Origin of the sequence: Nibricoccus aquaticus, from assembly GCF_002310495.1 — a bacterium.
GTDB classification, from domain to species: Bacteria; Verrucomicrobiota; Verrucomicrobiia; order Opitutales; family Opitutaceae; genus Nibricoccus; species Nibricoccus aquaticus.
In genome coordinates this window covers 4,263,658-4,286,442 of the sequence record NZ_CP023344.1, presented here as the reverse complement: position 1 = coordinate 4,286,442, position 22,785 = coordinate 4,263,658, and the positions used below count along the sequence as shown (strand labels likewise).

The following is a 22,785-nucleotide window of genomic DNA, read 5'->3' as shown; positions in this document are numbered from 1 at the left end:
GTTATCCGAGGTAGGGCGCGTTAGCCTTAACGCGCCGAAGCGATACCGCAGATCTCAAGCTTCGGTATCGCCAAATCGCCTCTCCTCACTTCGCCGACCACTTGAAGATCGTCGTGCTGAACGGCGGCAATGTCACACTCAGGCTCTGGCTGTGTCCGTCGTACTCGACGTCCTCGGCGTTAAGCCCGCCGCCGTTGCCCAGTCCGCTGCCGCCATAGTGCTGGCTGTTCGTGTTGAGCACCTCGCGCCAGAATCCCTTGCGCGGAACGCCAATCCGGTAGCCCTCGCGGATCACCGGCGTGAAGTGACCGACGATCGCGAAAATATTCTCCTCAAACGGATCGACGCGCAGGTACGCCATCACGCTGGCATCCGTGTCGCTGCAGTTGATCCAGCGAAACCCCTGCGAGTTGAAATCGTTCATGCTCAGCACCGGCTCGTTTCGATAAAGATGATTGAGATCTTTCACGAGCAGCCGGATGCCATCGTGGTCTTTGTACTGGAGCAAATGCCAGTCGAGACTGACGGCGTAGTTCCACTCCCGTGACTGCCCGAACTCGCAGCCCATGAAGAGCAGTTTTTTGCCCGGCCACGCCCACATGTGCGTGTAGAGCGCGCGTAGATTCGCGGCCTTTTCCGCGATGTGCCACGCGCCCATCTTGAACAGCAGCGACTGTTTTCCGTGGACCACTTCGTCGTGCGAGAAAACCGTCACGAAGTTCTCCGAGTACTGGTACAGCATCCCGAACGACAGATCGTTCTGATGGAATTTCCGGTGCGCCGACTCCTTCTGGAAATAGCGTAACGTGTCGTTCATCCAGCCCATGTTCCACTTGTAGTCGAAGCCGAGACCGCCGTCTTTTGTCGGCCTGCTCACACCGGGGAATGACGTCGATTCCTCCGCGATCATCACTGCGCCGGGGAAATAGTGGTGAACGAGATCGTTCGTCGTGCGCAGGAACTGGATCGCCTCCAGATTCTCACGGCCGCCGTACTGGTTGGGAATCCACTCACCTTCTTTGCGTGAGTAGTCCAGGTAGAGCATCGAGGCCACCGCGTCCACCCGCAGCCCGTCGATGTGGTAGAGATCCATCCACGCGAGCGCGTTCGCCACGAGGAAACAGCGGACTTCGTTGCGCCCGTAGTTAAAAATCAACGTCCCCCAATCCATGTGCGCGCCCTGCCGCGGGTCCGCATGTTCGTAGAGGTGCGTGCCGTCGAACTCCGCCAGCGCGAACGCATCGCGCGGGAAATGTCCCGGCACCCAGTCCATGATCACGCCGATGCCGCGCTGGTGCAGGTGATCGACGAAAAACGCGAAATCCTGCGGCGTTCCGAAGCGCTGCGTCGGCGCAAAATACCCCGTGACTTGATAACCCCACGACCCATCGAACGGATGCTCCGCCACCGGCATGATCTCGATGTGCGTGAACCCCATCTCGATCACATAGTCGGCGATCATCGGCGCGAGCTCGCGGTAGCTGAACAGCTCGTCAGCCGCGCCCGCCCGGCGCTTCCACGAGCCCAGATGCACTTCGTAAACCGACATCGGTTGATCGAGCTGGCCCGCCTTCGCCCGGCGCTGCTCGATCCAGGCCGAGTCACCCCAGCTGTACTTCCTCGGGTTGTGAACGACCGACGCGTTGTTTGGCGGCGCTTCGAAATAGAGCCCGTAGGGATCGGTCTTCAGATGGATTTTCCCGGCGCGGTCGTAGATCTCATACTTGTAGAGTTCGCCCTCGCCGAGCCCAGGAATGAAAAGCTCCCACACTCCCGACGCACCGAGCGTGCGCATCGGGAAATAGCGCCCATCCCAGTGATTGAAATTTCCGACGACCGACACGCGCGCCGCGCTCGGCGCCCACACGGCAAATGACACACCCGGCACGCCATTGATCACCCGGGTATGCGCGCCAAGTTTTTCGTAGATGCGGTGATCGTTGCCTTCGTTGAAAAGATGCAGGTCCAGATCGCCGAGCATCGGGAGAAACGAATACGGATCTCGGAACTGGCGCGTCTCACCGTTATGAAACTTCGTCTTCAACTCATACGCGAAGACTTCCTTAATCTTCGGGATGAACACCTCGAAAAATCCCTCGGCTGCCAGCTGCTCCATCGGGTACTCGTCACCCTTCGTCACATCGACGACGACACACGCCGCCGCCTCGCGCAAAAACGCCCGCACGAGTACGCCCTGGCTGCGCCCCTTTTTTGCCGGATGCATGCCGAGCAGATCATGCGGCGCGGAGTTGGTGGCTTTCAGAAAGGAGTCGAGTTCGGTTTGGGCGATGATCACGGGAAGCGAGGGTTGGGTGAAACGTGTGCTATCCAGGCAGAAGGTCTAGCGCGCAATGAACGCGCTTCACCCGTTCCCCTCTGCGGAAAACGTGCCAGCAGGCCACCGGAGATTTCTCCGAAGGCCTGCACCAAGTCATCACCCCGTGTTCTTCAACCCGCCGCTGATGCCGTTGATCGTCAGCTCCACCACCGCGCGCGTCGCCTCGTCCTCGTCCTTGCTCAGTTTGCCCGAGCGCAGACGCCGGATCATCTCCACCTGGATATAGTTGAGCGGATCGATGTAAGGATTTCTCAACTGCACGGATTTCAAGAGCACCGGCTCGTCCGACAGCAGTTGCTTCTGCCCCGTGATCGCCAGGATCGCCGCCTCTGTCAGCTCAAACTCTTTCGTGAGCGCGCCGAGGATCTTCTTCTTGATGCGCGGCTCCTCCACGAGCTCCGCGTAGAGCCGCGCGATGGGCAGATCGGCTTTGCGCAGCGTGAGCTGCGCGTTGTCGATCATCGTCTTGAAAAACGGCCAGCTCGCATACATCTCGCGCAACAACTTCTTGCTCGCCGCCCCCTGCGATAAAACTGCGTCCAGCGCCGCGCCCAGCCCGAACCAGCCCGGAAAAACAAACCGGCTCTGCATCCACGAAAACACCCACGGAATCGCCCTCAAATCTTCCACGCTCGTCGTGTTCTTGCGGAACGTCGGCCGCGAACCGAACTTCAAGTTACTGATCTCGTCGATTGGCGTGGACTGCTTCCAGAACGCCAGGAAATCCGGGTCGTCGTGGACCAGCGCCTTGTAAGCGGCGACACCCACCGCCGACATTTTTTCCATCGCATTTAACCACTCGGTCGGTGCCGGTTCATGATTCTTGGCCGCGTGAACTCCGAGCAAAACGCCGTACGCCATCTGCTCCAGGATGCGATGTGCAAGATCCGGATCGTGATAACGCGTGGACAACACTTCGCCCTGTTCCGTCACGCGTATGCCGCCGTCGCGCAACCCGATCGGCTGCGCCAGAATCGCCTTCGCCGCCGGGCCGCCGCCACGCGCGATGCTGCCGCCGCGCCCGTGGAAAAGCGTCACGCGCACATCATGCCCGAGACACACCCGCGAGATATTGTCCTGCGCTTTGAAGAGCCCCCAATTCGCCGCGAGGTAGCCGCAGTCCTTGTTCGAGTCCGAGTAGCCCAGCATCACGTGCTGATGCCGCGCATGTTTTGCCAGCTCCGACGCGTACACCGGATGCGTGAACAACTCCGAAAGAATCTCCGGCGCGCGGTTCAAGTCATCCAACGTCTCAAAAAGCGGCGCGATAGGGAGCGGCGCTGCGGCGGCGAGCTTCATCAGCAACATCACCTCGAGCAGATCGGACACGCCGCTCGTCATGCTGATGATATAAATGCCCAGCGCCTCCGGCCCGAACTTCGCGGAAACATGCCCGGTCAGCGCGAGCGGTTCGATCACGTTGCGCGTCGCCGCCGAAAACGCCGCGAGCTTCGCCGCCGTCAACGGTTTCGCCGTCGTGATCGCCTCGGCGAGCAGCCCGCGCTTCACCTCTTCCGAAAGCTTCGCGTAGTCCGCGCGCCCGAGCACTTCGCCCACCGCCGCCTCGTGCGGCCCCGAGTGCTGGCGCAGATCGAGCCGCGATGCGTGCAATCCGAAAACCTCCGCCTGATCGCGCACCGTCTTCAATTCGCCGCCGGTCAGCAACGCACCGCGTCCCGACGCCAGCGCCTCATGGATCGCCTGCAATGTCTCCTTCACCGCCTCCGCCGTGAGACAGTTACCCGCGTCATCATCCGCAGTCGCCAGCGCCTGCCCGCCGCGGACTTCACTCACCGTCTGCCCGAGCCGGTCGCGCAGACCCGCGAGCAACAGGCGGTAGTGTTCATGCGGGTACCGGCTGCTGAGCTGCTCGATGAGCGACGAGAGCTGGCGGCTTTCGCGCAGCAGCTTCTTCACGCCAGCCGGCAACGGCTCCCGACGGTCCGAGATCGTCAGCCAGCGGCTCAGCTCGTACACGCCCGAACGCAGCTTTTCCGCCGCCAGTCGGCGGTGCATCAGCAACACATCCGATGTGACCTTCGCCGTCACATTCGGATTCCCATCGCGGTCGCCGCCGATCCACGAGCCAAACGTCAGCCAGCGCGCCGGCGGTTTCACCTCGGGGAAGTGCTGCTTGAGCGCCCGCGCCATATCCACATGCAGCCGCGGCAGCGTGTCGAAAAGCGTCGTCTCGAAATACCACAGCCCCGTGCGCGCCTCATCCGTCACCTCCGGCCGCTCCGTGCGGCTTCGGTCCGTAAGCCAGAGCGAAACGATCTCGCGCTCCACGCACTGCGGATCGTTGAAGTCCGGATTGCTCTGCTCCGGCTGCGCCCGATGCCGCAAAATATCCGCCAGCCTCCGCAGCTTCGTGAGCAGCGTGCGCCGCTTCGATTCCGTCGGATGCGCCGTGAAAACCAGTTCGATCGCCACGCTGTCCACCAGCGCCTGCATCGTCGCCGCGTCTACACCGCGATTTTTCAATTCCACCACCGCCGCTTCGATCGACTCGCGGATCGGCCGCGCATCATCGGACTTGGGTTCAGCCAGCAATCGCGCCGCCCGGCGCTTCCTGAGCAACAGCACGCGGAAGTTTTCCTCCGCCAGATTCACCAGTTCAAAGTACAACGTGAACGCCATCGCCTGCGTGAATGCCTGCGCCGGGGTCAGCTTCGCCACCGCCGCCGCCAGTTTCCCCGCCGCCGCTTCATCGCCGCCGCGAGCCGCCTTTGCCAGCGTGCGCAGCGTTTCCACCGTCTCCAGAGCATCTGCCCCTTCTAGTTTGCTGATGACTCGCCCGAGCGCCGAGCCGAGTGAGCGGATCTCAGCGCGAAGCTGAGCCATGTCTTGAAGCGCTGTGGATTTGGACCGTGAAGAAGTGGATGGCATGAGTCGGAATGGCGTCGCGGGCCGCGACCATGAGCAGCGGCACCGGCCCGGAAAAGCGAAAAGTGGGCCAAACCTCCCCCCAATATGCGGGGCTTGCCTGAGTCCGCTCCCCCGCTTTGCTCCCGCTAACCGTGACCCGCCGCATCCTCCGTCCATTGTTCGCCGCCCTTCTGGCCGCTCTGCCGTTGTCCGCCCAGGAAATCCGCCCCGAACTCACCGGCGGACAAGTCACCAGCGACCTCGATACCGGCGATGCCGTTGTCACTCGCGCCTCCGGCAGCGAACCCCGTTTCACCTACGGCGACGCCGTCCTGCAAGCCGACCAGATCCGCTTCAACCCCAAGACCAACCTCGCCATCGCGCGCGGCAACGCCCGCCTCACCCGCGGCCCCCTGCGTCTCCTCGCCGACGAAATCACTTATAACACGACCAACCGCACCTTCAGCGTCACCGGCATGAGGCTCGGCGAGTTTCCTCATTACCTCTCTGGCACCGACGTCGGCGGCACACGCGACGAAATCACCATCAACAACGCTGTCCTCACCTACCACGAGCCCCACCTCACCGGCCCCGTGCTCAAGGCCGACCGCCTCGTCTATCGCCCCAAACAAAGTTTCCGCGCCGAAAACGCCCGCGTCGGCGTCGGCCCCGTCCTCCCGTTCCGCTTCATCACCTACGAACAAAACCTCAACCAGCCCCTCTTCTCGTTCCTCGATGCCACCGTCGGCTACCGTGGCAGTCTCGGTGCCTACGCCGGCATCGGCACGCGCCTTCCTGTCGCCAGCGGCGTCCAGGTCGGCGGCGACCTCAGCCTCTACAGCAAACGCGGTTTCCTCGTCGGCCCCGCCGCCCGCTACCAGCGCGGCGAAGGCGACCAAACCTACTCCGGCGAACTGAAAACCGGATACATCCACGACTACGGCGAACGTCTCACCGACATTCTCCGCCAGCCCATCTCCCAAGACCGCGGCTACGTCGAATGGACCCACCGCCAACGCTTCTCGGAAAAGCTCACCCTCAACGGCCAGTTCGCCTACTGGAGCGACTCCGAGATCACCCGCGACTTCCGCCCTCAGGATTTTTACCCCGTCCAGCAGCCCGACACCTTCCTCGAAGCCGCCCACACCGGCGAAAACGTCATCGTCTCCGCCTTCCTCCGCGCCCAGCCCAATTCCTACTACCGCGTTCAGCAGCGTCTCCCCGAAGTCCGCATCGATCTCCTCCCCTCCGCCCTTCCGCTCGGCTTCTATCAACAAGCCCAGGCCAGCGCCGCTGCCCTCCGCGAAGACGCCCTCTACGACGGCCCCACGACCCGCAGCGACCGCCTCGATGCTTACTACGGCCTCTCGCGCCCCATCAATCCCAGCGCGTGGCTCAACATCACCCCCGTCGCCGGCGCCCGCGTCACCCACTACTCCCGCGCCACCGGCGGCAAAGACGACTACACCCGCACCCTCGGCGAAGTCGGTGCCGATCTGAGTCTCCGCGCCAGCGGACTCTACGGCTACAAAAACGACCGCTGGGACATCGACGGTATCCGCCATCTGATCACGCCCAAGCTCTCCTATCGCTACATCCCCGAAGCCAACAAAGGCCGCGCCTACATTCCACCGATCGACGACCGCACCTTCCAAACTTATCTCGAACCGCTCGGCCTCGGCGAACAACGCGCCATCGACGACCTCCGCGCCACCAACACGGTCCGCCTCGCTCTCGACAACACGTTCCAGACCCGCGACCGCCGCTATGGCTCGCGCGATCTCCTCCGCGTCAATTTCGCCGCCGACTTCCTCCCTGACCCTGAGCTTGGTGAAAAAGACTTCTCCGCCATCCACACCGACCTCGCCTTCACGCCCGTCAAATGGCTCGAATTTAACCTCTACCAAAGCGTCACCCCGCAGGATTTCACCCTCCGCGAATTGAACACCGGCTTCACGCTCCGCGACGGCGAAGTCTGGTCGCTCTACCTCGGCAATCATTTCCTCCGCCGCAACATTCACGAGTACGTCACCGAAGGCCGCTACCGCTTCAACGAAGCTTGGGGCACGTACGCCCGCCTCCACTTCGACGCCCGCAAAGACCGCTTCATCGAGCAAAGCTACGGCATCACTCAGAACCTCGATAACCTCTGGAGCATCCGCTACGGCATCTCCGTGTACAACGGCCAGCGCCGCGAAAGTAAGTTCGGCTTCCACATCCAGATAAATCTCGTCGGCTTCTAATCCCTTGGGAGCGCCGTCGTCTCGCCGGCTTCCGTTTCCGCATCCGCCGCACTCTCCCACAATGGATTCCCACGCCGCCAACCAGGCCCGCACCTTCCTCGCGCTCTTTGCCGAACTGCGTCCACTTCTCCGCACCGACCGCAATCTCCCCGCCCGCCTCCAGCAACGCCTCGCCCGCGAACGCCGCTTCGGCTCCCGCGACCGCCGCCTGTATCGCGAACTCCTCTACACCGCCATCCGCCACCTCCCGTGGATCGAAGCCGCACTCGCGATCTCCGACGTCACCGCCATCCACGCCACCGCTTGGCTCGCCGCCGATGTCCCCGCCACCCGCCAGCTAAAAACCGCCCTCGTCCCGACGGACTGGCCCGAGCTGCCGCCCACCGTCGCCGCCAAAGCCGCCCACCTCGGCGAAATCGCCCGCGCCTCACTCCTACCCGACTGGTTCCACGCCCACTGCCCCGCCGCCTTTGAGTCGCCCAACCTCGACGCTCTCCACACCCGCTCCCCCCTCTGGCTCCGCCTTCAAACCGACAAACCCGAAAAAGTCTTCACCGAGTTCAACGCCCGCGGCTGGACCTGGCGCACGTCCGATCTCATCCCCGACGCTCTCGAACTCCTCACCGAATCCGACGTCACTCAAACCGACGCCTACACCCACGGCCTGATCGAGATTCAAGACCTCGGCTCCCAACTCATCCTCACCTCCGCCGCGCCACAACCCGGCACCCGCTGGCTCGACGCCTGCGCCGGCGCCGGCGGCAAAACCCTCCAACTCGCCCGCCTCCTCGGTCCCACCGGCCACGTCACCGCCCACGACATCCGCCCCGCCGCCCTCGCCGAGCTTCAAACCCGCGCCTCCCGCGCCGGCCTCCGCAACGTATCCGTTTCCCCGGCACCCGCCGGCCTGTTCGACGGCGTCCTCGTCGATGCCCCCTGCACCGGCAGCGGCACCTGGCGCCGTTCGCCGCACCTCAAATGGTGTACGACCGAAGCCGACATCGCCTCCGCCGCGAAACTCCAGCGCGAACTCCTCACCCGCTTCGCTCCCCACGTCCGCCCCGGCGGACACCTCCTCTACGCCACCTGCTCCCTCAGCCGCGTCGAAAACGAAGACATCGCCACCGCCTTCCACGCCGCCCACCCGCACTTCACCGCCGCCTCGCCCGCCCGCACGATCCTCCCCGCCACCCACAACACTGACGCCTTCTTCGCCGCCACATTCCGCCGCGAGCTCTGACTAATCCTGTTAATCCCGTTAGTCCTGTCGATAATTCATGAAGCCCGCCCCCGCCTTCATCCTCGGCCTAGTCACCGGCCTCGGCCTCTTCGCTGCATTTTCATTCTGGAAATCTCCTGCCCAGCTGCCGGCGCCCACGCCATCAGCCACTCCGCCCGCCCACACAGCTCCCTCATCTACTCCGCTCACTCCGACAGCAACCGCTCCCACGCCCGGCGCAGCCTCGCCTGTCCCCCTCGAATCCGCTCTGAAAGAAATCCAAGAGGCCGGCATGGTCGTCATCCCTCAAGAGTTCGCCCGCTTTCTTATGCCGTCGCTCATTTCGACGAATCCAGAGCCTGCGGTGCGGCAAATCCTCCAACTCGACGAACGCGAAGCCAAAGCACTCGCAAAAGCGCGGATGAATTTTGATCGCGCGATTCAGCAGACCATCGACGCACATCTCGAAGTGATCGCCGTGAAAGACGGCGTGGTCACCGCCACGCTCCCGGCTTTCAAAGAAGAGCGCGAGAAACTGATCGCTGCCTGGCGCGCCGAGTCGCTCGCATCCCTCGATTCCGAATCGGCCGCCACCGCCGCTTTCATCGATTTTGATCGCGCCATCGAGAGCTTCTACATGCAGGGCATTCGAGAGCTGGCTGTGACTTTCACGCCTTCGCCTGACGCAAAAAAAATCCTGATCGAATATAAGAGCGATACCGCCACCGGCAACCAGCGGATGAATCAGCGTTTCCAGACCAGCATGCCGAACTCCCAACTCTTGAAACGTTTCCCCAGCCTCCACCCGCAGTTCCCGCAACTCGCAGAAGAAGCCAAACCGTAAGGCTTCTCTAAAATTCCTCCCGGCAGCCCCTCGCTCGCCCGCACAACACGAGCCCCCCAATACGGCCATTGGCCGTCTCCGCTCGGTCGCGAAGGCCATTGGCCGTAGCCGCACTTCCTAAAAACGCCCCATTGGCCTTTTTCATTAGCGGTTCCTCCTCCGAATTCTGCCTCGCCCTATCCGCCCCATTTTTCGCATTGCCCGCCGCCCGCCCCGCCCAAGCATCGCCGCCCCGTGGTTCCCGACGCTGACTACCGCATCAAACTCCCGGCCTTCGAAGGCCCGCTCGATCTCCTCCTCTTCCTCATCCGCAAGAGCGAAATCGACATCTACGACATCCCCATCGAGTCGGTCACCCGCCAGTACCTCGACGTCATCCGCTCCATGCGCGAGCTCGACCTCGACGTCGCCGGCGAGTTCTTCGTCATGGCCGCGACCTTGATGGAAATTAAGAGCCGCATGTTGCTCCCCAAGGGACACCACGCCATCGATCCCAACGCCACCGACGACGACGCCATGGACCCTCGCTGGGAACTCGTTCACCAGCTTCTTCAGTACAAAAAATTCAAGGAAGCCGCCCGCCAGCTCGACGAACTCGCCATCTTCCAGCGCGATAAACTCGTCCGCTTCGTCTCCACCCTCGCTCCCACCGAAGACGAGCGCCCGCTCAAAGGCGTCGACCGCATCGAACTCTGGAACTCCTTCAACATCGTCCTCCGCCGCCTCGCCGAAAAACTCGTCGTCGGCGAAATCAAAGACGAGCAGGTCACCGTCTCCGACCAGATGGAGACGATCCTCAAGCGCATCGAGACAGAGAAGTCGTTCATCTTCTCCGACCTCTTCCCGGAAAAAACCAGCCTCCGCGTTCTCGTCGCCACCTTCATCGCCGTCCTCGAACTCACCCGCCTCGGCAAACTCCGCGTCAAACAAACCGAAGCCTTCGACGACATCCTCGTCACCGCGCGCACCGACCTCCCCGTCCTCCTCGCCGATCAGCCCGCCGAGAACGCTCTTGAAACACCTTCCGCCCCCGACACGTTGCTTTCGTGAGCAAGAAGCCCGTCAAACGCACTCCCGCTAAAGCGAAAAAGCCCGCCGGTCCCGCCGGACTTCTCGGAGTCGGCCTCGATAACGACGACGGCCACAAACGCATCACCAAAGGCGACCAATTCGCCATCGTCGGCGGCTCCGAAGAAACCCACGGCCGCATGACCGAGACCGTCGTGAAAACCTTCGAAGAACTAAAACTCCGCGGCAAACACCTCTCCCAAGTCGAGCGCCAGGAGCTCGCCGAAATCATCCACAAATCCACCCCGCGCTAGTCCTCATCTTTCTCCCCTTCCTTCGCTCTTTCCGTTTCCAGCCTTCCCGAGTTCCAGATTAAAAACTTTCCCCTTCGCCTCTCGCCCTTGGCCCTTCGCCCACTCCCCATTTGCCAAACGCCCGCTTCCCTATTCGTTAACGCCTTCATCAAAACCATCCATGTCCGATAAAATCGCCAACCTGACCAACGACACCTTCAAGAGCACCATCAGCTCGGCCACGCCGACGCTGGTCGATTTCTGGGCTCCGTGGTGTGGACCGTGCAAAGCCATCGCTCCGATCCTCGAAGAGCTGGCCACCGAACTCGACGGCAAGGTCAAGATCACCAAGGTCAACGTCGACGACAACGACGCCATCTCCGCCGAGTACGGCATCCGGGCCATCCCGACCATGCTCCTCTTCAAAGGCGGCCAGCTCGTCGAACAATTCGTCGGCATGCAGCCCAAAGCTTCGCTCAAAGAAAAGCTCCTCGCGAAGATCTGAGTTCCGTCCGCGCCCCGCGCGCCAACACCGTTCCTCTCAAAAGCCACCGGCCTCCCGGTGGCTTTTTTATTCCCCGTAGCCGCGAGCGCGCAGCTCGCGGATTCCCCTGCCAGCCCTCTCAGCCCTGCCCTCACCGGACCGGCACTTAACAAGTGCCGCCCTCAGCTCCCGCCTTCTTTGCGCCTTGGCGCCTTTGCGTGAGCCCCTCCGCCACTGTCCATTGGTCATTCCGCTGCCGCCCGGCGGCAGCGGCGATTTCTCCAACCGGGGCTTAACCCCCAGCCCCCGCTTGCCGATGTTAAGCCAACTGTGGTCCACACCCTTGCCAAGCAAACCATCACCCGGGTCGCCGCCGGACTAGAAACTGGCGAAGCCGCCGGCTTGGCCGAAATCGTTGAGCTCATCCAGCAACTCTCCGGCAACGCCAACGAAACCTCCGTCGAGGAACTCGCCGCGCTCATTGGCAAAGACATCGTCGTCACCGCCAAGGTCATCACCGCCGCCAACACGATGGGCTACAACCCATCCGGCGTCGAAATAGCCACCATCAGCCAGGCGATCCACGTCATCGGCTTTAATAAAATCCGCCAGCTCGCCCTGGCGTTGCTCCTGATCGAGAACGCCGAGCGCACCCTCAATCCACACGAGAAACGCGAAATCGCCGCCCTCGCTCTCTGCAGCGGACTCATGGCCGAAGCCGTCATGAACCGCCACGGCACCCACGAACCCGAGCAAGCGTTCATCTGCGCCTCCCTCCGCAACTATGGCCGTCTCCTCATGACGACCTTCATGTTGGACGAATACCGCCAGGCCCGCGAAATCTCCCTCGAAGGCAAATCCGAAGATGAAGCCTTCCGGGGCGTCTTTGGCCTTACCCCGCTTGAACTCGGCCATCACCTCCTCGAAACCGCGAACCTTCCTGAATCCATCTTAAAAACCCTGCGCTCGCTCCCCGTCGATGCGATCCGCCAGGCCGCCACTAGCAACGAAATCGAGCTCCTCGTCCTCGCCGATCTCTCCGTGAAACTCGGCGAGCTCGCGCTCAAACCTGATCTCAGCGACGCCGATTTCCAACGCGGCGTCCTTTCGCTCTCCGCCCGCACCGGCCGCGTCTTCGGTCTCGATGCCGACGCCCTCGTCTCGATCCTCGGCGAAGCCAGCCACCAGCTCAACGAGTTCGCCCGCACCTTTAACCTCACCGCCATCAGCCAGCAGGTGAACCCGCGTCTCCAATCGCGCATCGCCGGTGAAGACCCCATCGCCGTCCGCACGGCGCAGTCCGCCGCACGGAGCCTCGCCGCCGCTAACTCAAAACCGCCAGTGGCTCCCGCGACCTCCCTTTCGCCATCCGAAGCCGCGAGCACGTCACCCATTGCTCCAACTGACACACCGCCTCCTGTCGCCAGCACCAGCGAAACCGTTTTCCAGCAAGCCTTCGAATCCGGTATCGAACAACTCGCCAGCCTCCTCGACGAATCCCCTGTCAGCATGTCGAAGGTTTACCAAGTCGTCCTCAAATCCGCACTACAAGGCTTCGCCGCCCGCGACGGCCTCATCCTCACGCGCAAACCCGACGCCTTTTACGTCAACGCCCTCGGCTCCGGCCCGCTCTTCGACGCCATCCGCGGCCGCTCACTCGTGCGCGAAACCGACCGCGACGTCTTCGGCATCGCGCTCCAGCGCATGGAGGACGTTTTCATCTACGACGCGACCGATCCCAAAATCGTCGCTCACATCCCCGCTTGGATGAAGCCCGGCAACCTCGCCTCCTTCGTGCTCCTCCCGATTCACGAAAACAAAAAGCCCTTCGCGCTGCTCCTCGCCGGCTGGTCCGAGAAAAAAACCAAAAGCTTTTCCGTGACCCAAATCCGCCAGGTTCGCTCGATGCTCAAACTCGTCGGCACCGCCCGCCGGCTCACACAGAACTGAGCATCGAGCGTTCGCGCATCCTTCTTATGGATGCAGGATGCAGGTCTTCGGATCTTTGACTGACCGGTTTTGGAAAGTTGCAGCACTCTGCAATCGCGTCATCGTTCGTCGCGAGAAATAAATGGGAGACACAACGGCTACAAATATCCTGATCGTTGACGACGAGCCGAGAAATCTGCTGGCGCTCGATGCAATCCTCGAACCGCTCAAACAAAACGTCACCCACGCGCATTCTGGCGCGGAGGCACTGCGCCACGTCCTGAACACGCAGTTCGCCGTCATCCTTCTAGACGTCCAGATGCCGACAATGGACGGCTTCGAAGTGGCCTCGCTCATCCGCGCCCGTGAACGCTCGCGCGTCGTCCCGATCGTTTTCCTAACCGGCATCGGCAATACCCAGGAATGGGTCTCGCGCGGTTACGTCGCCGGGGCCGTGGACTACATGATCAAGCCGATCGTACCGGAGATCCTGCGCTCGAAAGTTGAAATCTTCGTTGAACTCGCCAAATCGCGCTCCCGCATCGAGGAAGAGCTCCGCGCGCGGGTGCTTTTCACCCAGGAAATCGCAACGCTCAACCAGGCACTCCAAAAGAGTAACGACGAGTTGCTCACGATGAACGAGGATCTCGCGGCCTTTAATCAGACGGTCTCCCATGACCTCCGCGCCCCGCTTCGTCACATCCAGGGTTTTATCGAAATTCTGGGTGCATCGCTTTCAACGCAGCTCACCGAGCCCCAGCAAAAACAATTCGCCGTCATCAAAAATTCCGCGGCGCGCATGGTGACGCTGATCAACGATCTGCTTGCGTTCTGCCGCCTAAGCCGGGCGCAGATCCAGGCACAGCGCGTCGATATGCAACGCCTTGTCGAAAGTGTGCGCGCTTCGTTGGAGCCCGATTTCCAAGATCGTATCATCGAGTGGGATATCTCGAATCTCGGCACTGTTTATGGCGATGAAGCGCTCCTCCGGCAGGTGTGGAGCAACTTGATCTCCAACGCCCTGAAGTATTCACGCAAGGTCACACCTGCCCGCATCGTCATCGACAGCAAGGATGAGCGGCCGGAGAAAATTTTTCGCATCACCGACAACGGCGCGGGCTTCGATATGAAGTATGCCGGAAAGCTGTTCGGCGTTTTCGAGAGGCTTCACCCCGAAAAAGAATTCGAAGGGGTGGGCATCGGCCTCGCCAACGTCCGCCGCATCGTTGAACGCCATGGCGGCCGCGTCTGGGCCGAAGGCTCGCCGGGGAACGGAGCGACTTTCTACTTCGCGCTCCCCAACGCACCCCGAGACTCCTTGTCATGAGCGCCGATCCTTGCTGCACGCCTGACGACAAGGACGTGGCAGCATCTGCCGCAGCGCGAGCTTAGGCTGGACATTCGCCTCCGAACCCACGCGAATCACTGCCCAGCCGTCTCCGGAGAGGTGGCAGAGTGGTCTATCGCGGCGGTCTTGAAAACCGCTGGGGCGAAAGCTCCCGGGGGTTCGAATCCCTCCCTCTCCGCCAGTTTTATTTGGAAACTTGGGTGATTTTAGATCCTCAGAAAAATCACGAGACCTGAAAACAAGAGGCGGTTATATGGCTAGATTCTGGCCCGAGATGCGCCACACGCACAGGAATGTCTGTGCGGATGCTGAAATCCAACAAGTGATACCGTTACACTCAGGAACTCCGACGGCACGGTAACCAGTTCGCGCGGCTATTAAAATGTTCATGAGCGGAGCCGGTCGAAACTCTCAAAGGGAAAATCCGCTAAAGATCATTTTCGCACTTCAGGAGTTAGCCTACTCCAGCGCATTCTCCAATAGTCAGTTGCCGACTCGATGCAGCCTGAATGCGGCCAAAGTTAACGTTTGCTCCGGAGCATCGAGCGACTTGGAAAGGGTGATTTCTGCACCGGAACCCGCTTCAAAGCGGAACTGCCCGAGGCTCACCCATCCCTGGCTTTCAGTGATCGTTTCCTTTGGGCCTCCATTCAGCTCCAGTGTTGTTTCGCCGCCGATGTGTCGCACAGAAAATTGCCCGGTCGCCCCGCCTTTCCAAACGCTCACTTCGTAGAGACCATCCTTCGGCAGCAACGGCCACACGCGCGCACTGGCGCTTTCCGACACCGACTGCGCCACGCCGCCAGCATAGCTGCCGCTCGCATCGACCATCTTCCACTCACCGTGCCGGTGAATATCCAGCGACGCTGCGTCCACGATGACGTCGTCCGCCGGTGCGAATTCACGGGCGGAGGCGAACGCGCTCGAAATCCTCGCAGCGTTTTCGATTTCCCGAGCCTTCTCTGGCTTTACTCGCGGATCGAACACGGTCGCCGGCTCGACCACATTGTCCGTCCCATCATTTCGCAGCGCGGCGGTATCGGCGTAGTTCTTTTCGACACGATTCCCACGGATGTTCGGATTCCAGATGAAGAGCCAGCGAATCGTCTCCGTGAGGAGGTTGTGATGCACCTTCACGCCCTCCGTAAATTGATCCAGATAGAGAGCGCCGCCAGCCTTCGTCTGTTCGTCCGGCGTCAACATGCGCTCAACGACATTGAACCCTATCTCCGTACCCAGCAGACGATCTGTCGTATAAATTCCTCCGCCGTCATCGAGGCGCCGCATGTAATTGTTCACGCGATTGTGGGTGATGCGGTTGTTTCGCGAGGCAGCAGGCGCAGCGGGATTTCCCCAACCCCAGCCCTGGCTGATCGCGGTGTAAGGAATCCCGGCAATTTCATTGCGCGTGATCTCCGTCGCATCCGTGTAGTATCCGAGAATGGCCGCGGAACCCCAATAGTCCTCGCCGATGTGCGCGATGAAATTATCCGAGATCCGGTTCCGTCGCGGAAAAACCCGCTCGTTAACCGGCGCCGCCGCGTCTTCGCCAAACTCAATTCCACCGCCCGCCAGATCATAAAACGAGTTTCCCTCCAACACATTGTCGTCCCCGCCGCCCGTGAACATCACACCCGTTCCGCCCAGCTGATAGAAATGACAGCCGTGAATAACGATTCGATCCGCGGTGCGCGCCTGAAACGCCGCAGGCACACGATCCTTGCGCTGATTATGCCTGTACTGCGAATCGACCGCACCCGTCAGATCCACCGGCACCAGCGAGTTGGCCTGCACGTCGACAAAGCCGCTACGGTTCGGACGCGTCCATCCGGTATGGGCAAAGGAGATACCCTCGAAGCGCAAATCATGCACGGGGGCGTCAAAGGTGCCCTCCAGGATAACGAGGTTTTCCAATTCCGGCCTCACCACATCGCTTTGCTCAACAACTTCTCCGGGGCGCGGTCTGTAGCCCAAAATCCCTGTCTCGCGGTTGAGATAAAACTCTCCCGGCGCATCTAAAAACTCAGGCGCATTCTCCAGCCAGTAGGTTCGCCCTGTGTACACGCGGTCGCCCTGCGGCTGCTTGGTCACTCCGTCCCATTCTGGCTCGGCAATCACCGCGCGAACGAACGCCGGATCTTCGGCCGATTCGGTCCGCGCAATCCGCAAGCGCTTGTGCATCCAGGCGACGGTGACGGCGACTTCCACTTCATTGGGCCGAAGCACGACACTCTTCAGCACGTCACGCGGCAGATCAAAGCCGTTCGCGCGTTTCTCCACGGGCATCTTTAGGGAATTCCCTGCGTTCGGGGTGCGCGCGCGAACGGCTCGGTGCGAGCCGATCCATAATTGCCGAAAGTCCACGCCCTCTCCTACGTCCGCTGTGAAGATGCCGTTTTGCTCTTTGCGCCAGCCTGTCACCTGCCGGCCGCCGCTCAAAATCACGCGTTTTCCCGGGGCAGCGCGGTAGATGATCGTCTTGCCGGGTTCACCGGAATCCGCGGCGTTGAAGCGCACCGGCGACGCCAGCTCATAACGCCCTTCGCCCAGCTCGACCACGATTTCACCTCGAAGGGGCGTCGCTGCGCGATACTCGCGCACAGCCAGCCGCGCGCGATCCAGCGTTGCAAAAGGTGCGTCCTCTGTGCCCGCGCTTTGATCACTTCCCCGCGGCACGGGAGCGACATGAAACACCTGCTCAACCTTCGCGTCCGCGATCGCAGCAAAAGCGATAAAGAGGAAACTGAGCCACCGATTTTTCATGCAGGTTGTGGAGTGAGAAGCCCCTTCTTCGCGCGCCAGAGCATGATCGCGGCTAGCGGGTGCAGGCAGGAGAGAATGACAAAAACCGGGATGTACCCCGCACGTTCGATCAACGGCCCGGCGATGACGTTCAGCAACAGCCCGCCGCTCGCGCCCACCGCACCTAGCAAGCCGGCAATCGTTGCCGCTGAGTTTTTCGAAAAAATGTCTGCCACCAAGAGCCCCTGCCCGAAGAACCAGATCTGACAGCAGATCGCCACGAGCGAGATCATCACCAACGCCCACGTGATCGACGGCGCAAAAGTCGTGAACGCTCCCACCGGCGCCAGAATCGCCGCCAGCGAAAACATCGTGATCCGCACGCGCACCGCCGAATGACCGCGCGCTACGAAGGCGTCCGTCGTCCGCCCGGTCGCCATCACTGCGGCGGAAGCGATGAATGATGGTATCCATCCGATCCACCCAAGTTGCGGCAACGAAACGCCCAGCCGTTCCTGCAAATATCCGGGCAGCCAGAAGAGATGAAAGTACCAGACCGGATCAGTCATCGCCCGCGCTCCAAGCAACAACCACACACGCCGGTCAGCGAGAATTTCGCGCATCGCGGGCGGCTGTGCGGCAGGCTCAGCCTCATTGGGGAAGGTCGGCGGATTGCGATCAGAGGCCCACCACATCGCAGCGAGCACCAAACCTGCGATCCCCGGGAGAATGAACGCCATGTGCCAGTTCCAATAGCTCGTCAGCGCGGCGACCAATGGCGGCGCCATGATTGCCCCAACTGTCGTACAGGGACTGAGCAAACTCCACGCAAAGGCCCGGCGCTCCGTGGGGAACCACGTCATCATCACGCGCTGAATCGCCGGAAACGCCCCCGGCTCGGCCGCGCCGAGCAACGCACGCGCGCCGGCGAGTTGGCCGAATCCCTGCGCAAGACCGCTGAGAATATTGGCGACCGACCACACTGCTGCAAAAATACTCAGGCTGATGCGCGTACCGAAACGATCCACCAACCGCCCGCTCAGAATATAGAAAACGATGTACGGCCCCATGAACGCCGTCACCAGCCACGAGTAATGCGTGTCCGTCAGCGTTAGCTCCGTCTTCAGCGTCGCCTTCAGAATCGAGAGCGTCTGCCGATCCAAATAATTGAGCAGCCCGATCCCAAAAAGGAGCGCGAGCAATAGCCAGCTTCGACGGGGCAGAGTCATACGGCAGGAAATCGGGGTTACTGAACGCTTCGACTCAATACGGGCGAACCATCGTCTCGAATTCTGGTTTCACTGAAACCGCTCAGCAAAACGAGTTCACGCAACGGTATGCTCACGCCAGTCACCGCGGATTTGCACGCATTGCGGATGATCGGGCAGGCCGAGCGTACGGCTTTGTTCGAGACCTGTAACCAAATCCACCGCCGCGCGCGCAGCCAGATCGTAGCGCTGCTGGATGCCGGGCAGCTCGAGAGGATCTCCCGCTTTCCAATTTGCGCACCAGACGCGTCCGGCCTGCCTCAACTTTTCGAGACGCGGCGTCTTCACGTCGGCCCACATTTCCCGGCGGAGCAACAAAACCCCGTCCGGATTGTGCGTGCGCAGCCAGGCGGGAAAGGCCCGCGCGCCCTTCTGATCGAGCGGATAAATAAGTCCGCGCGCGCGACCCTCACTCGGATGATGCGTAATGAAAGCCGCCTTCACCGCGCTGTCGGTTCGCTGGTTGATCTCCTCCGTCAGCACGATCGCCGGCCGCGTTACGCCGGCAGCAGTCATGCGCTGCAAACATTCGCAGATGCCATGATAATGATCGTGTGCAACCCGATGTAGCTCCACGGGCCAGCGCGCGTGTCCAAGCACAACACACGCGAGATTCTCCCAACCGAGTCCATAATCCGACGCGACACCTTCGATGCTCGGAGAGAAAATAACGCTCTGGATACCGCGCGCTTTTAGGATGCTCGTCAGTCTCGGACCGCTCAGCCGGTCCTCATCGGGCCAGAACTCTTCCAAGTGATAGCCGCGCAATCCCGCGCGCTCATTCGCGCCTTCGCGCATCTGCAGAAAAAAATCATCGCTCCTCGTATGCGCGCGTTTTCCCTGCATCCACACCAGCGCAATCCGTGCGGACGACGGCACCGCGCGCCCGCGCCCGATGTGCGCCATAAGCGCGGAGATCTGCGGATCTGGACGATACCCGAGCTTCTCGCCCACCGCTTGGATGCGCGCGCAGGTTTCCTTGGGAATGCTCGGATGGTTTCTCAGCGCATACGAAACAGTGGAAACCGCCACCCCGGCGTGGGCGGCGATATCTTTGATCGTGCAGCGGCGTGAGGACATCGGCTGCACGAATTCAGGAGCGGTCTTCCGGCGGCGCAATGCTCCTTTGCTGCGGACCGTCACGGCGCGGTGTCGATGAGAAGCAATGCGCTCAGCGCCAGCCGTTGCTGCGCGTAGAGTTCAGGGTCGGCGAGCGTTTTTCCCGCCGCTTGTTTGATCGCCGCCTTGTCCACAGCTCGATCGCTCAACTCCACGCGTACGCGGTGTTTTCCGGGCGGCAGTGGCTGCGGATAAAACCATTTCCTCGCCCGGCAAAAAGTCGGCGTCACATATGCATCAAAAAAAGTATCCGTCACCGGAGCGTTGCCATCGACCGTCACCGTGAACCAGCCGCTGTCGGGCGCTGCGATGCCGAGTAAACCCAGATGCGTCCCGGTAAAGTCGAACTCGATGGCGTCACCCGCTTTGTCCGCACGCCAGGTCGGCGGGAGCAACGCCTTCGTCGCACCGCGCAAGTTTTCATCGTCGAGCGGAACCGCCTTCCACTCACCGCGAAACATCTCACGGGATAGCACGCGCTGCTCCGCATGCTCCCAGTTGTCTGCACGCAGCGACGGCGGCAGCGGAGGACGCGACGCGGTTGTTTTCAAAAATTCCGGCAATGCCCGCCGCAGTACGTCCGCGTAAACACGATGCCCCGCTGGCGTCGGATGAACACCATCGACCGAAAACGCGCGGTCTCCGTCCTGGGCCGTTCCTTTGAAAAGCATTCCCTTATCTGCGACGCGGCGCGCCACCTCGAAGCCCAGTTGCACCGTCGGTATACCGTAGTGAGCCGCAACCGTCTCCATCGCGCGGACGGAGGCCGGATAATTCCCTGCCTGAACATCGGGCCATCCGGGCGTGGAAACGGTGTACACAAAGCAAATGTCGGTCGCCGGATTTGCGCGCCAAGTCTGTCGCACGATGCCTTCCATCGTCCGCTCAATATCGGCCGGCGCAGTGTTCGCATCGTTCACGGCGAACTCCACGAAGAGCAGGTCTGGTCTATGTCGCAGCACGTCCGCCCCCAGTCTGCATACGCCTAGATCCGAACCCGTTCCCGGCACTCCTGCGGCGATCTCCGTGATGGCGGAATCAGGAAGCAGCTCGCGCAAAAAAGTCGTCGTGAGCGGCCGCCACCCTTCCGCGGCCGTAATGCTGCCACCGAGATAAGCGACGCGGAGCTCACCGCGTTTTCCCATATGCGTCGCCGTGCCCGGCAATCCGTTTCGCGTCATTCTCTCCGGAGCGGTTGCATCTCCGTGCGATCCCATCGTGCGCGTGACCGTGCTTGCACAGAGCGCGAGCAGAAAAATGAAACGCAGCATGGGAGTGTTAATAGACGCGGATCTCAAAGACACGGGCCTCGGCGACACCGTGCGTGGTTTGAACCTGCAGTCTTAAACGACTCGCCGCAACTGGAGCCGGCAAACGGTGAACACGTTTGCGCAGCAAGTTATCCTTCACCTCAAGCACCGGACGACCGTCGAGCAGCAACGTGTAGTCGCGCACCAACTCCGGCTGCGGTGCGCGAACGATCTTCTTCGTGGTGGAGTCGCTGGCGCTGAGCGTCAGTTCCCGCTGCAAACCCGAATCGAAGGTAAGATGAATTTCCCGCACCGTTCTCACCGCCGGCCAGGAAAGCTCGATCCACGCGGGTAAACTCGCCGCAGTCCAACGGTGCGTAGAACCATCCGCCCACGGACCGAGGTCCGGACGCCACTCACGGCTGGCACCATCGATCACTTGCGCGGCGGCCCCGTGAATCACCTCGCTCGATGCCGCGACCGAAGCCGTTCGCGCAAGATCGTTCTCATCGGCGTTTCTCAACCCGGGAAGGAACGCGTCGTCGCGCAACAGCCGCTGCTGCAAGTTTGCCATTTCTGCTTCCGAGAAAAATGCGCCAATCTCCTCGGCCCGCGCTCCGACCGCCCGGGCTGCCGCCGTCCCGATCGCCTGCCCCATCACTGCACATGTCGCCATCACTCGCGTGCTGGCGAACGCCACGTGCGTTGCGCTGATGTTGCGACCAGCAAAAAAGAGGTTCGCGACGTTTCGCGAATAGAGCGAACGCAGGGGAATTCCGTATAGGTGCTCCAGATGAAAATGTCGGCACGGTGCCTCCTCCGTCGCATCGATTCCACTCGGTGGATGCAGATCGAGCGGCCAGCCTCCATAAGCGACGGTATCCGGAAAAATGATCCCTGCCTGAAGGTCTTGCTGCGTCAGTACGTGGGGGCCGAGAAACCGCCGCGACTCACGTTTCCCGGGAATCGCACCGACCCAGTCGAGCGCCCAGTTCGCCGAGTCCGGATGATGTCCGGAGTTCTTCACATAGTCCCAGACGCCCAGCGCGATCCGGAGGAGTTCGTGACGGATCACCGCGTTATCCTTGATCGTGTCGAGCTGGCCGCCCCACTCCGCCCACCAGTAGCCGTATTCAAAACCGTCGATCGGACGAAAGGTGAACTCGCGCTTCTCGAAGCGGCGCACCCAGGACGGCGCGCGGAACGGTTGCGGCGCGTCATACTTGCGCGCTGTGAACATGATCGAGCTGCCGAGTGTCTGCCGGTCCGAGTTATCCAGCGCGAGTGATTCGCCGTAATCGCTCTTTCCTTCGCGACCCACAGTGAACTCCGCGCCCGCCTCGAACCCGAGCCGTCCGTCTCCAGAGCAATCCGCAAAAAAACTCCCGCGAATCGTGAACCGTTCTTCGGTGAGTTGCCTGACCGCATTGAGTGACACGATCCGCTTCTGCCCGCTTCCAGATTTTTCCTTCACACATCCGGTGCAATCCGTGTCGAGCAGCAGCGTGATGTTCGGCTCGCCCATGACTTTTTCGTAGAGGAGCAAATCCCATTGGGCGTAGGAGCGATGGGGATTGCGCGCGGCATCTTCGAGCCGGAGCTCTTCGATGATACCGGTCTCGCGCGCCCCAGGCCGCCGGCCGTGAATATCTGCGCCGACCGTGTGCATGCGGATCTCACTGGAGGCGTTTCCGCCCAGCACCGAGCGATCTTGAATGAGGACGACCTTGGCGCCGTTACGCGCGGCCGCCAATGCAGCGCACACGCCGGCCAGGCCGCCACCGACCACAACGAAGTCAGTTTGTAGCTCGTGATGAGTCATGGGGAAAAAG

Annotated in this window: 15 protein-coding genes and 1 tRNA gene; 9 read left to right on the top strand and 7 right to left on the bottom strand. The window is 61.6% G+C overall.

Going from position 1 to position 22,785, the window contains the following annotated elements:
* Positions 1 to 85: 85 nt before the first annotated feature.
* Together glgB and ppc are read right to left on the bottom strand one after the other, a co-directional pair.
* Positions 86 to 2,296 (bottom strand): 1,4-alpha-glucan branching protein GlgB, encoded by a 2,211-nt coding sequence (gene glgB / locus CMV30_RS17300; protein ID WP_217494418.1) that lies wholly within the window; start codon positions 2,294 to 2,296, stop codon positions 86 to 88.
* Positions 2,297 to 2,434: 138 nt separating this feature from the next.
* Entirely contained in the window at positions 2,435 to 5,182 is a 2,748-nt protein-coding gene (gene ppc / locus CMV30_RS17295) for a phosphoenolpyruvate carboxylase (protein ID WP_245844297.1), read from the bottom strand.
* 176 nt (positions 5,183 to 5,358) lie between these two features.
* Here ppc and CMV30_RS17290 point away from each other — a divergent pair, with 176 nt between their 5' ends.
* The 9 genes from CMV30_RS17290 (at position 5,359) to CMV30_RS17250 (ending at position 14,755) form a co-directional block, all read left to right on the top strand.
* Positions 5,359 to 7,449 carry an LPS-assembly protein LptD gene (locus CMV30_RS17290; RefSeq protein ID WP_096057192.1) on the top strand — a complete coding sequence of 697 codons (2,091 nt, stop codon included), beginning with the start codon at positions 5,359 to 5,361 and terminating at the stop codon, positions 7,447 to 7,449.
* A 61-nt stretch (positions 7,450 to 7,510) separates the two neighbouring features.
* Positions 7,511 to 8,689 (top strand): RsmB/NOP family class I SAM-dependent RNA methyltransferase, encoded by a 1,179-nt coding sequence (locus CMV30_RS17285; protein ID WP_096057191.1) that lies wholly within the window; start codon positions 7,511 to 7,513, stop codon positions 8,687 to 8,689.
* Between the two features lie 37 nt (positions 8,690 to 8,726).
* Complete coding sequence (locus CMV30_RS17280; RefSeq protein WP_096057190.1) at positions 8,727 to 9,512, top strand: hypothetical protein; 786 nt, start codon at positions 8,727 to 8,729, stop codon at positions 9,510 to 9,512.
* A gap of 234 nt (positions 9,513 to 9,746) precedes the next feature.
* Positions 9,747 to 10,562 carry a segregation and condensation protein A gene (locus tag CMV30_RS17275; RefSeq protein WP_096057189.1) on the top strand — a complete coding sequence of 272 codons (816 nt, stop codon included), beginning with the start codon at positions 9,747 to 9,749 and terminating at the stop codon, positions 10,560 to 10,562.
* Positions 10,559 to 10,834: a hypothetical protein gene (locus tag CMV30_RS17270; RefSeq protein ID WP_096057188.1), complete on the top strand. Its 276-nt coding sequence runs from the start codon at positions 10,559 to 10,561 to the stop codon at positions 10,832 to 10,834. Before CMV30_RS17275 ends, CMV30_RS17270 begins: the two co-directional genes overlap by 4 nt.
* Positions 10,835 to 10,994: 160 nt before the next feature.
* Positions 10,995 to 11,318 (top strand): thioredoxin, encoded by a 324-nt coding sequence (gene trxA / locus CMV30_RS17265; RefSeq protein ID WP_096057187.1) that lies wholly within the window; start codon positions 10,995 to 10,997, stop codon positions 11,316 to 11,318.
* Between the two features lie 309 nt (positions 11,319 to 11,627).
* A complete protein-coding gene (locus CMV30_RS17260; RefSeq protein ID WP_175414936.1) occupies positions 11,628 to 13,247 on the top strand; it encodes an HDOD domain-containing protein in 1,620 nt (539 codons plus the stop codon).
* Between the two features lie 121 nt (positions 13,248 to 13,368).
* Entirely contained in the window at positions 13,369 to 14,553 is a 1,185-nt protein-coding gene (locus CMV30_RS17255) for a sensor histidine kinase (RefSeq protein WP_096057185.1), read from the top strand.
* Between the two features lie 114 nt (positions 14,554 to 14,667).
* Positions 14,668 to 14,755, top strand: a tRNA-Ser gene (locus tag CMV30_RS17250).
* Positions 14,756 to 15,057: 302 nt separating this feature from the next.
* Here the strand turns inward: CMV30_RS17250 and CMV30_RS17245 are convergent.
* The 5 genes from CMV30_RS17245 to CMV30_RS17225 form a co-directional block, all read right to left on the bottom strand.
* The gene (locus tag CMV30_RS17245; protein WP_096057184.1) at positions 15,058 to 17,337 is read right to left on the bottom strand and encodes a right-handed parallel beta-helix repeat-containing protein; all 2,280 of its coding nucleotides are present in this window, start codon (positions 17,335 to 17,337) and stop codon (positions 15,058 to 15,060) included.
* Positions 17,334 to 18,545 (bottom strand): MFS transporter, encoded by a 1,212-nt coding sequence (locus tag CMV30_RS17240; RefSeq protein ID WP_096057183.1) that lies wholly within the window; start codon positions 18,543 to 18,545, stop codon positions 17,334 to 17,336. The genes CMV30_RS17245 and CMV30_RS17240 overlap by 4 nt, the downstream gene beginning before the upstream one ends.
* A 96-nt stretch (positions 18,546 to 18,641) precedes the next feature.
* On the bottom strand, positions 18,642 to 19,727 hold the full coding sequence (locus tag CMV30_RS17235; protein WP_138223361.1) for a LacI family DNA-binding transcriptional regulator: 1,086 nt from the start codon (positions 19,725 to 19,727) through the stop codon (positions 18,642 to 18,644).
* A complete protein-coding gene (locus CMV30_RS17230) occupies positions 19,724 to 21,022 on the bottom strand; it encodes an SGNH/GDSL hydrolase family protein (protein ID WP_138223360.1) in 1,299 nt (432 codons plus the stop codon). Before CMV30_RS17230 ends, CMV30_RS17235 begins: the two co-directional genes overlap by 4 nt.
* The gene (locus tag CMV30_RS17225; RefSeq protein WP_096057180.1) at positions 20,982 to 22,775 is read right to left on the bottom strand and encodes an FAD-dependent oxidoreductase; all 1,794 of its coding nucleotides are present in this window, start codon (positions 22,773 to 22,775) and stop codon (positions 20,982 to 20,984) included. Before CMV30_RS17225 ends, CMV30_RS17230 begins: the two co-directional genes overlap by 41 nt.
* Between the last annotated feature and the right edge of the window lie 10 nt (positions 22,776 to 22,785).

Excerpts from the sequence above, each read along its gene's own strand:
- ppc (WP_245844297.1), bottom strand. The coding sequence starts at position 5,182 with ATGGCTCAGCTTCGCGCTGAGATCCGCTCACTCGGCTCGGCGCTCGGG.
- CMV30_RS17285 (WP_096057191.1), top strand. The coding sequence starts at position 7,511 with ATGGATTCCCACGCCGCCAACCAGGCCCGCACCTTCCTCGCGCTCTTT.
- CMV30_RS17280 (WP_096057190.1), top strand. The coding sequence starts at position 8,727 with ATGAAGCCCGCCCCCGCCTTCATCCTCGGCCTAGTCACCGGCCTCGGC.
- trxA (WP_096057187.1), top strand. The coding sequence starts at position 10,995 with ATGTCCGATAAAATCGCCAACCTGACCAACGACACCTTCAAGAGCACC.
- CMV30_RS17255 (WP_096057185.1), top strand. The coding sequence starts at position 13,369 with ATGGGAGACACAACGGCTACAAATATCCTGATCGTTGACGACGAGCCG.
- CMV30_RS17245 (WP_096057184.1), bottom strand. The coding sequence starts at position 17,337 with ATGAAAAATCGGTGGCTCAGTTTCCTCTTTATCGCTTTTGCTGCGATC.
- CMV30_RS17240 (WP_096057183.1), bottom strand. The coding sequence starts at position 18,545 with ATGACTCTGCCCCGTCGAAGCTGGCTATTGCTCGCGCTCCTTTTTGGG.
- CMV30_RS17225 (WP_096057180.1), bottom strand. The coding sequence starts at position 22,775 with ATGACTCATCACGAGCTACAAACTGACTTCGTTGTGGTCGGTGGCGGC.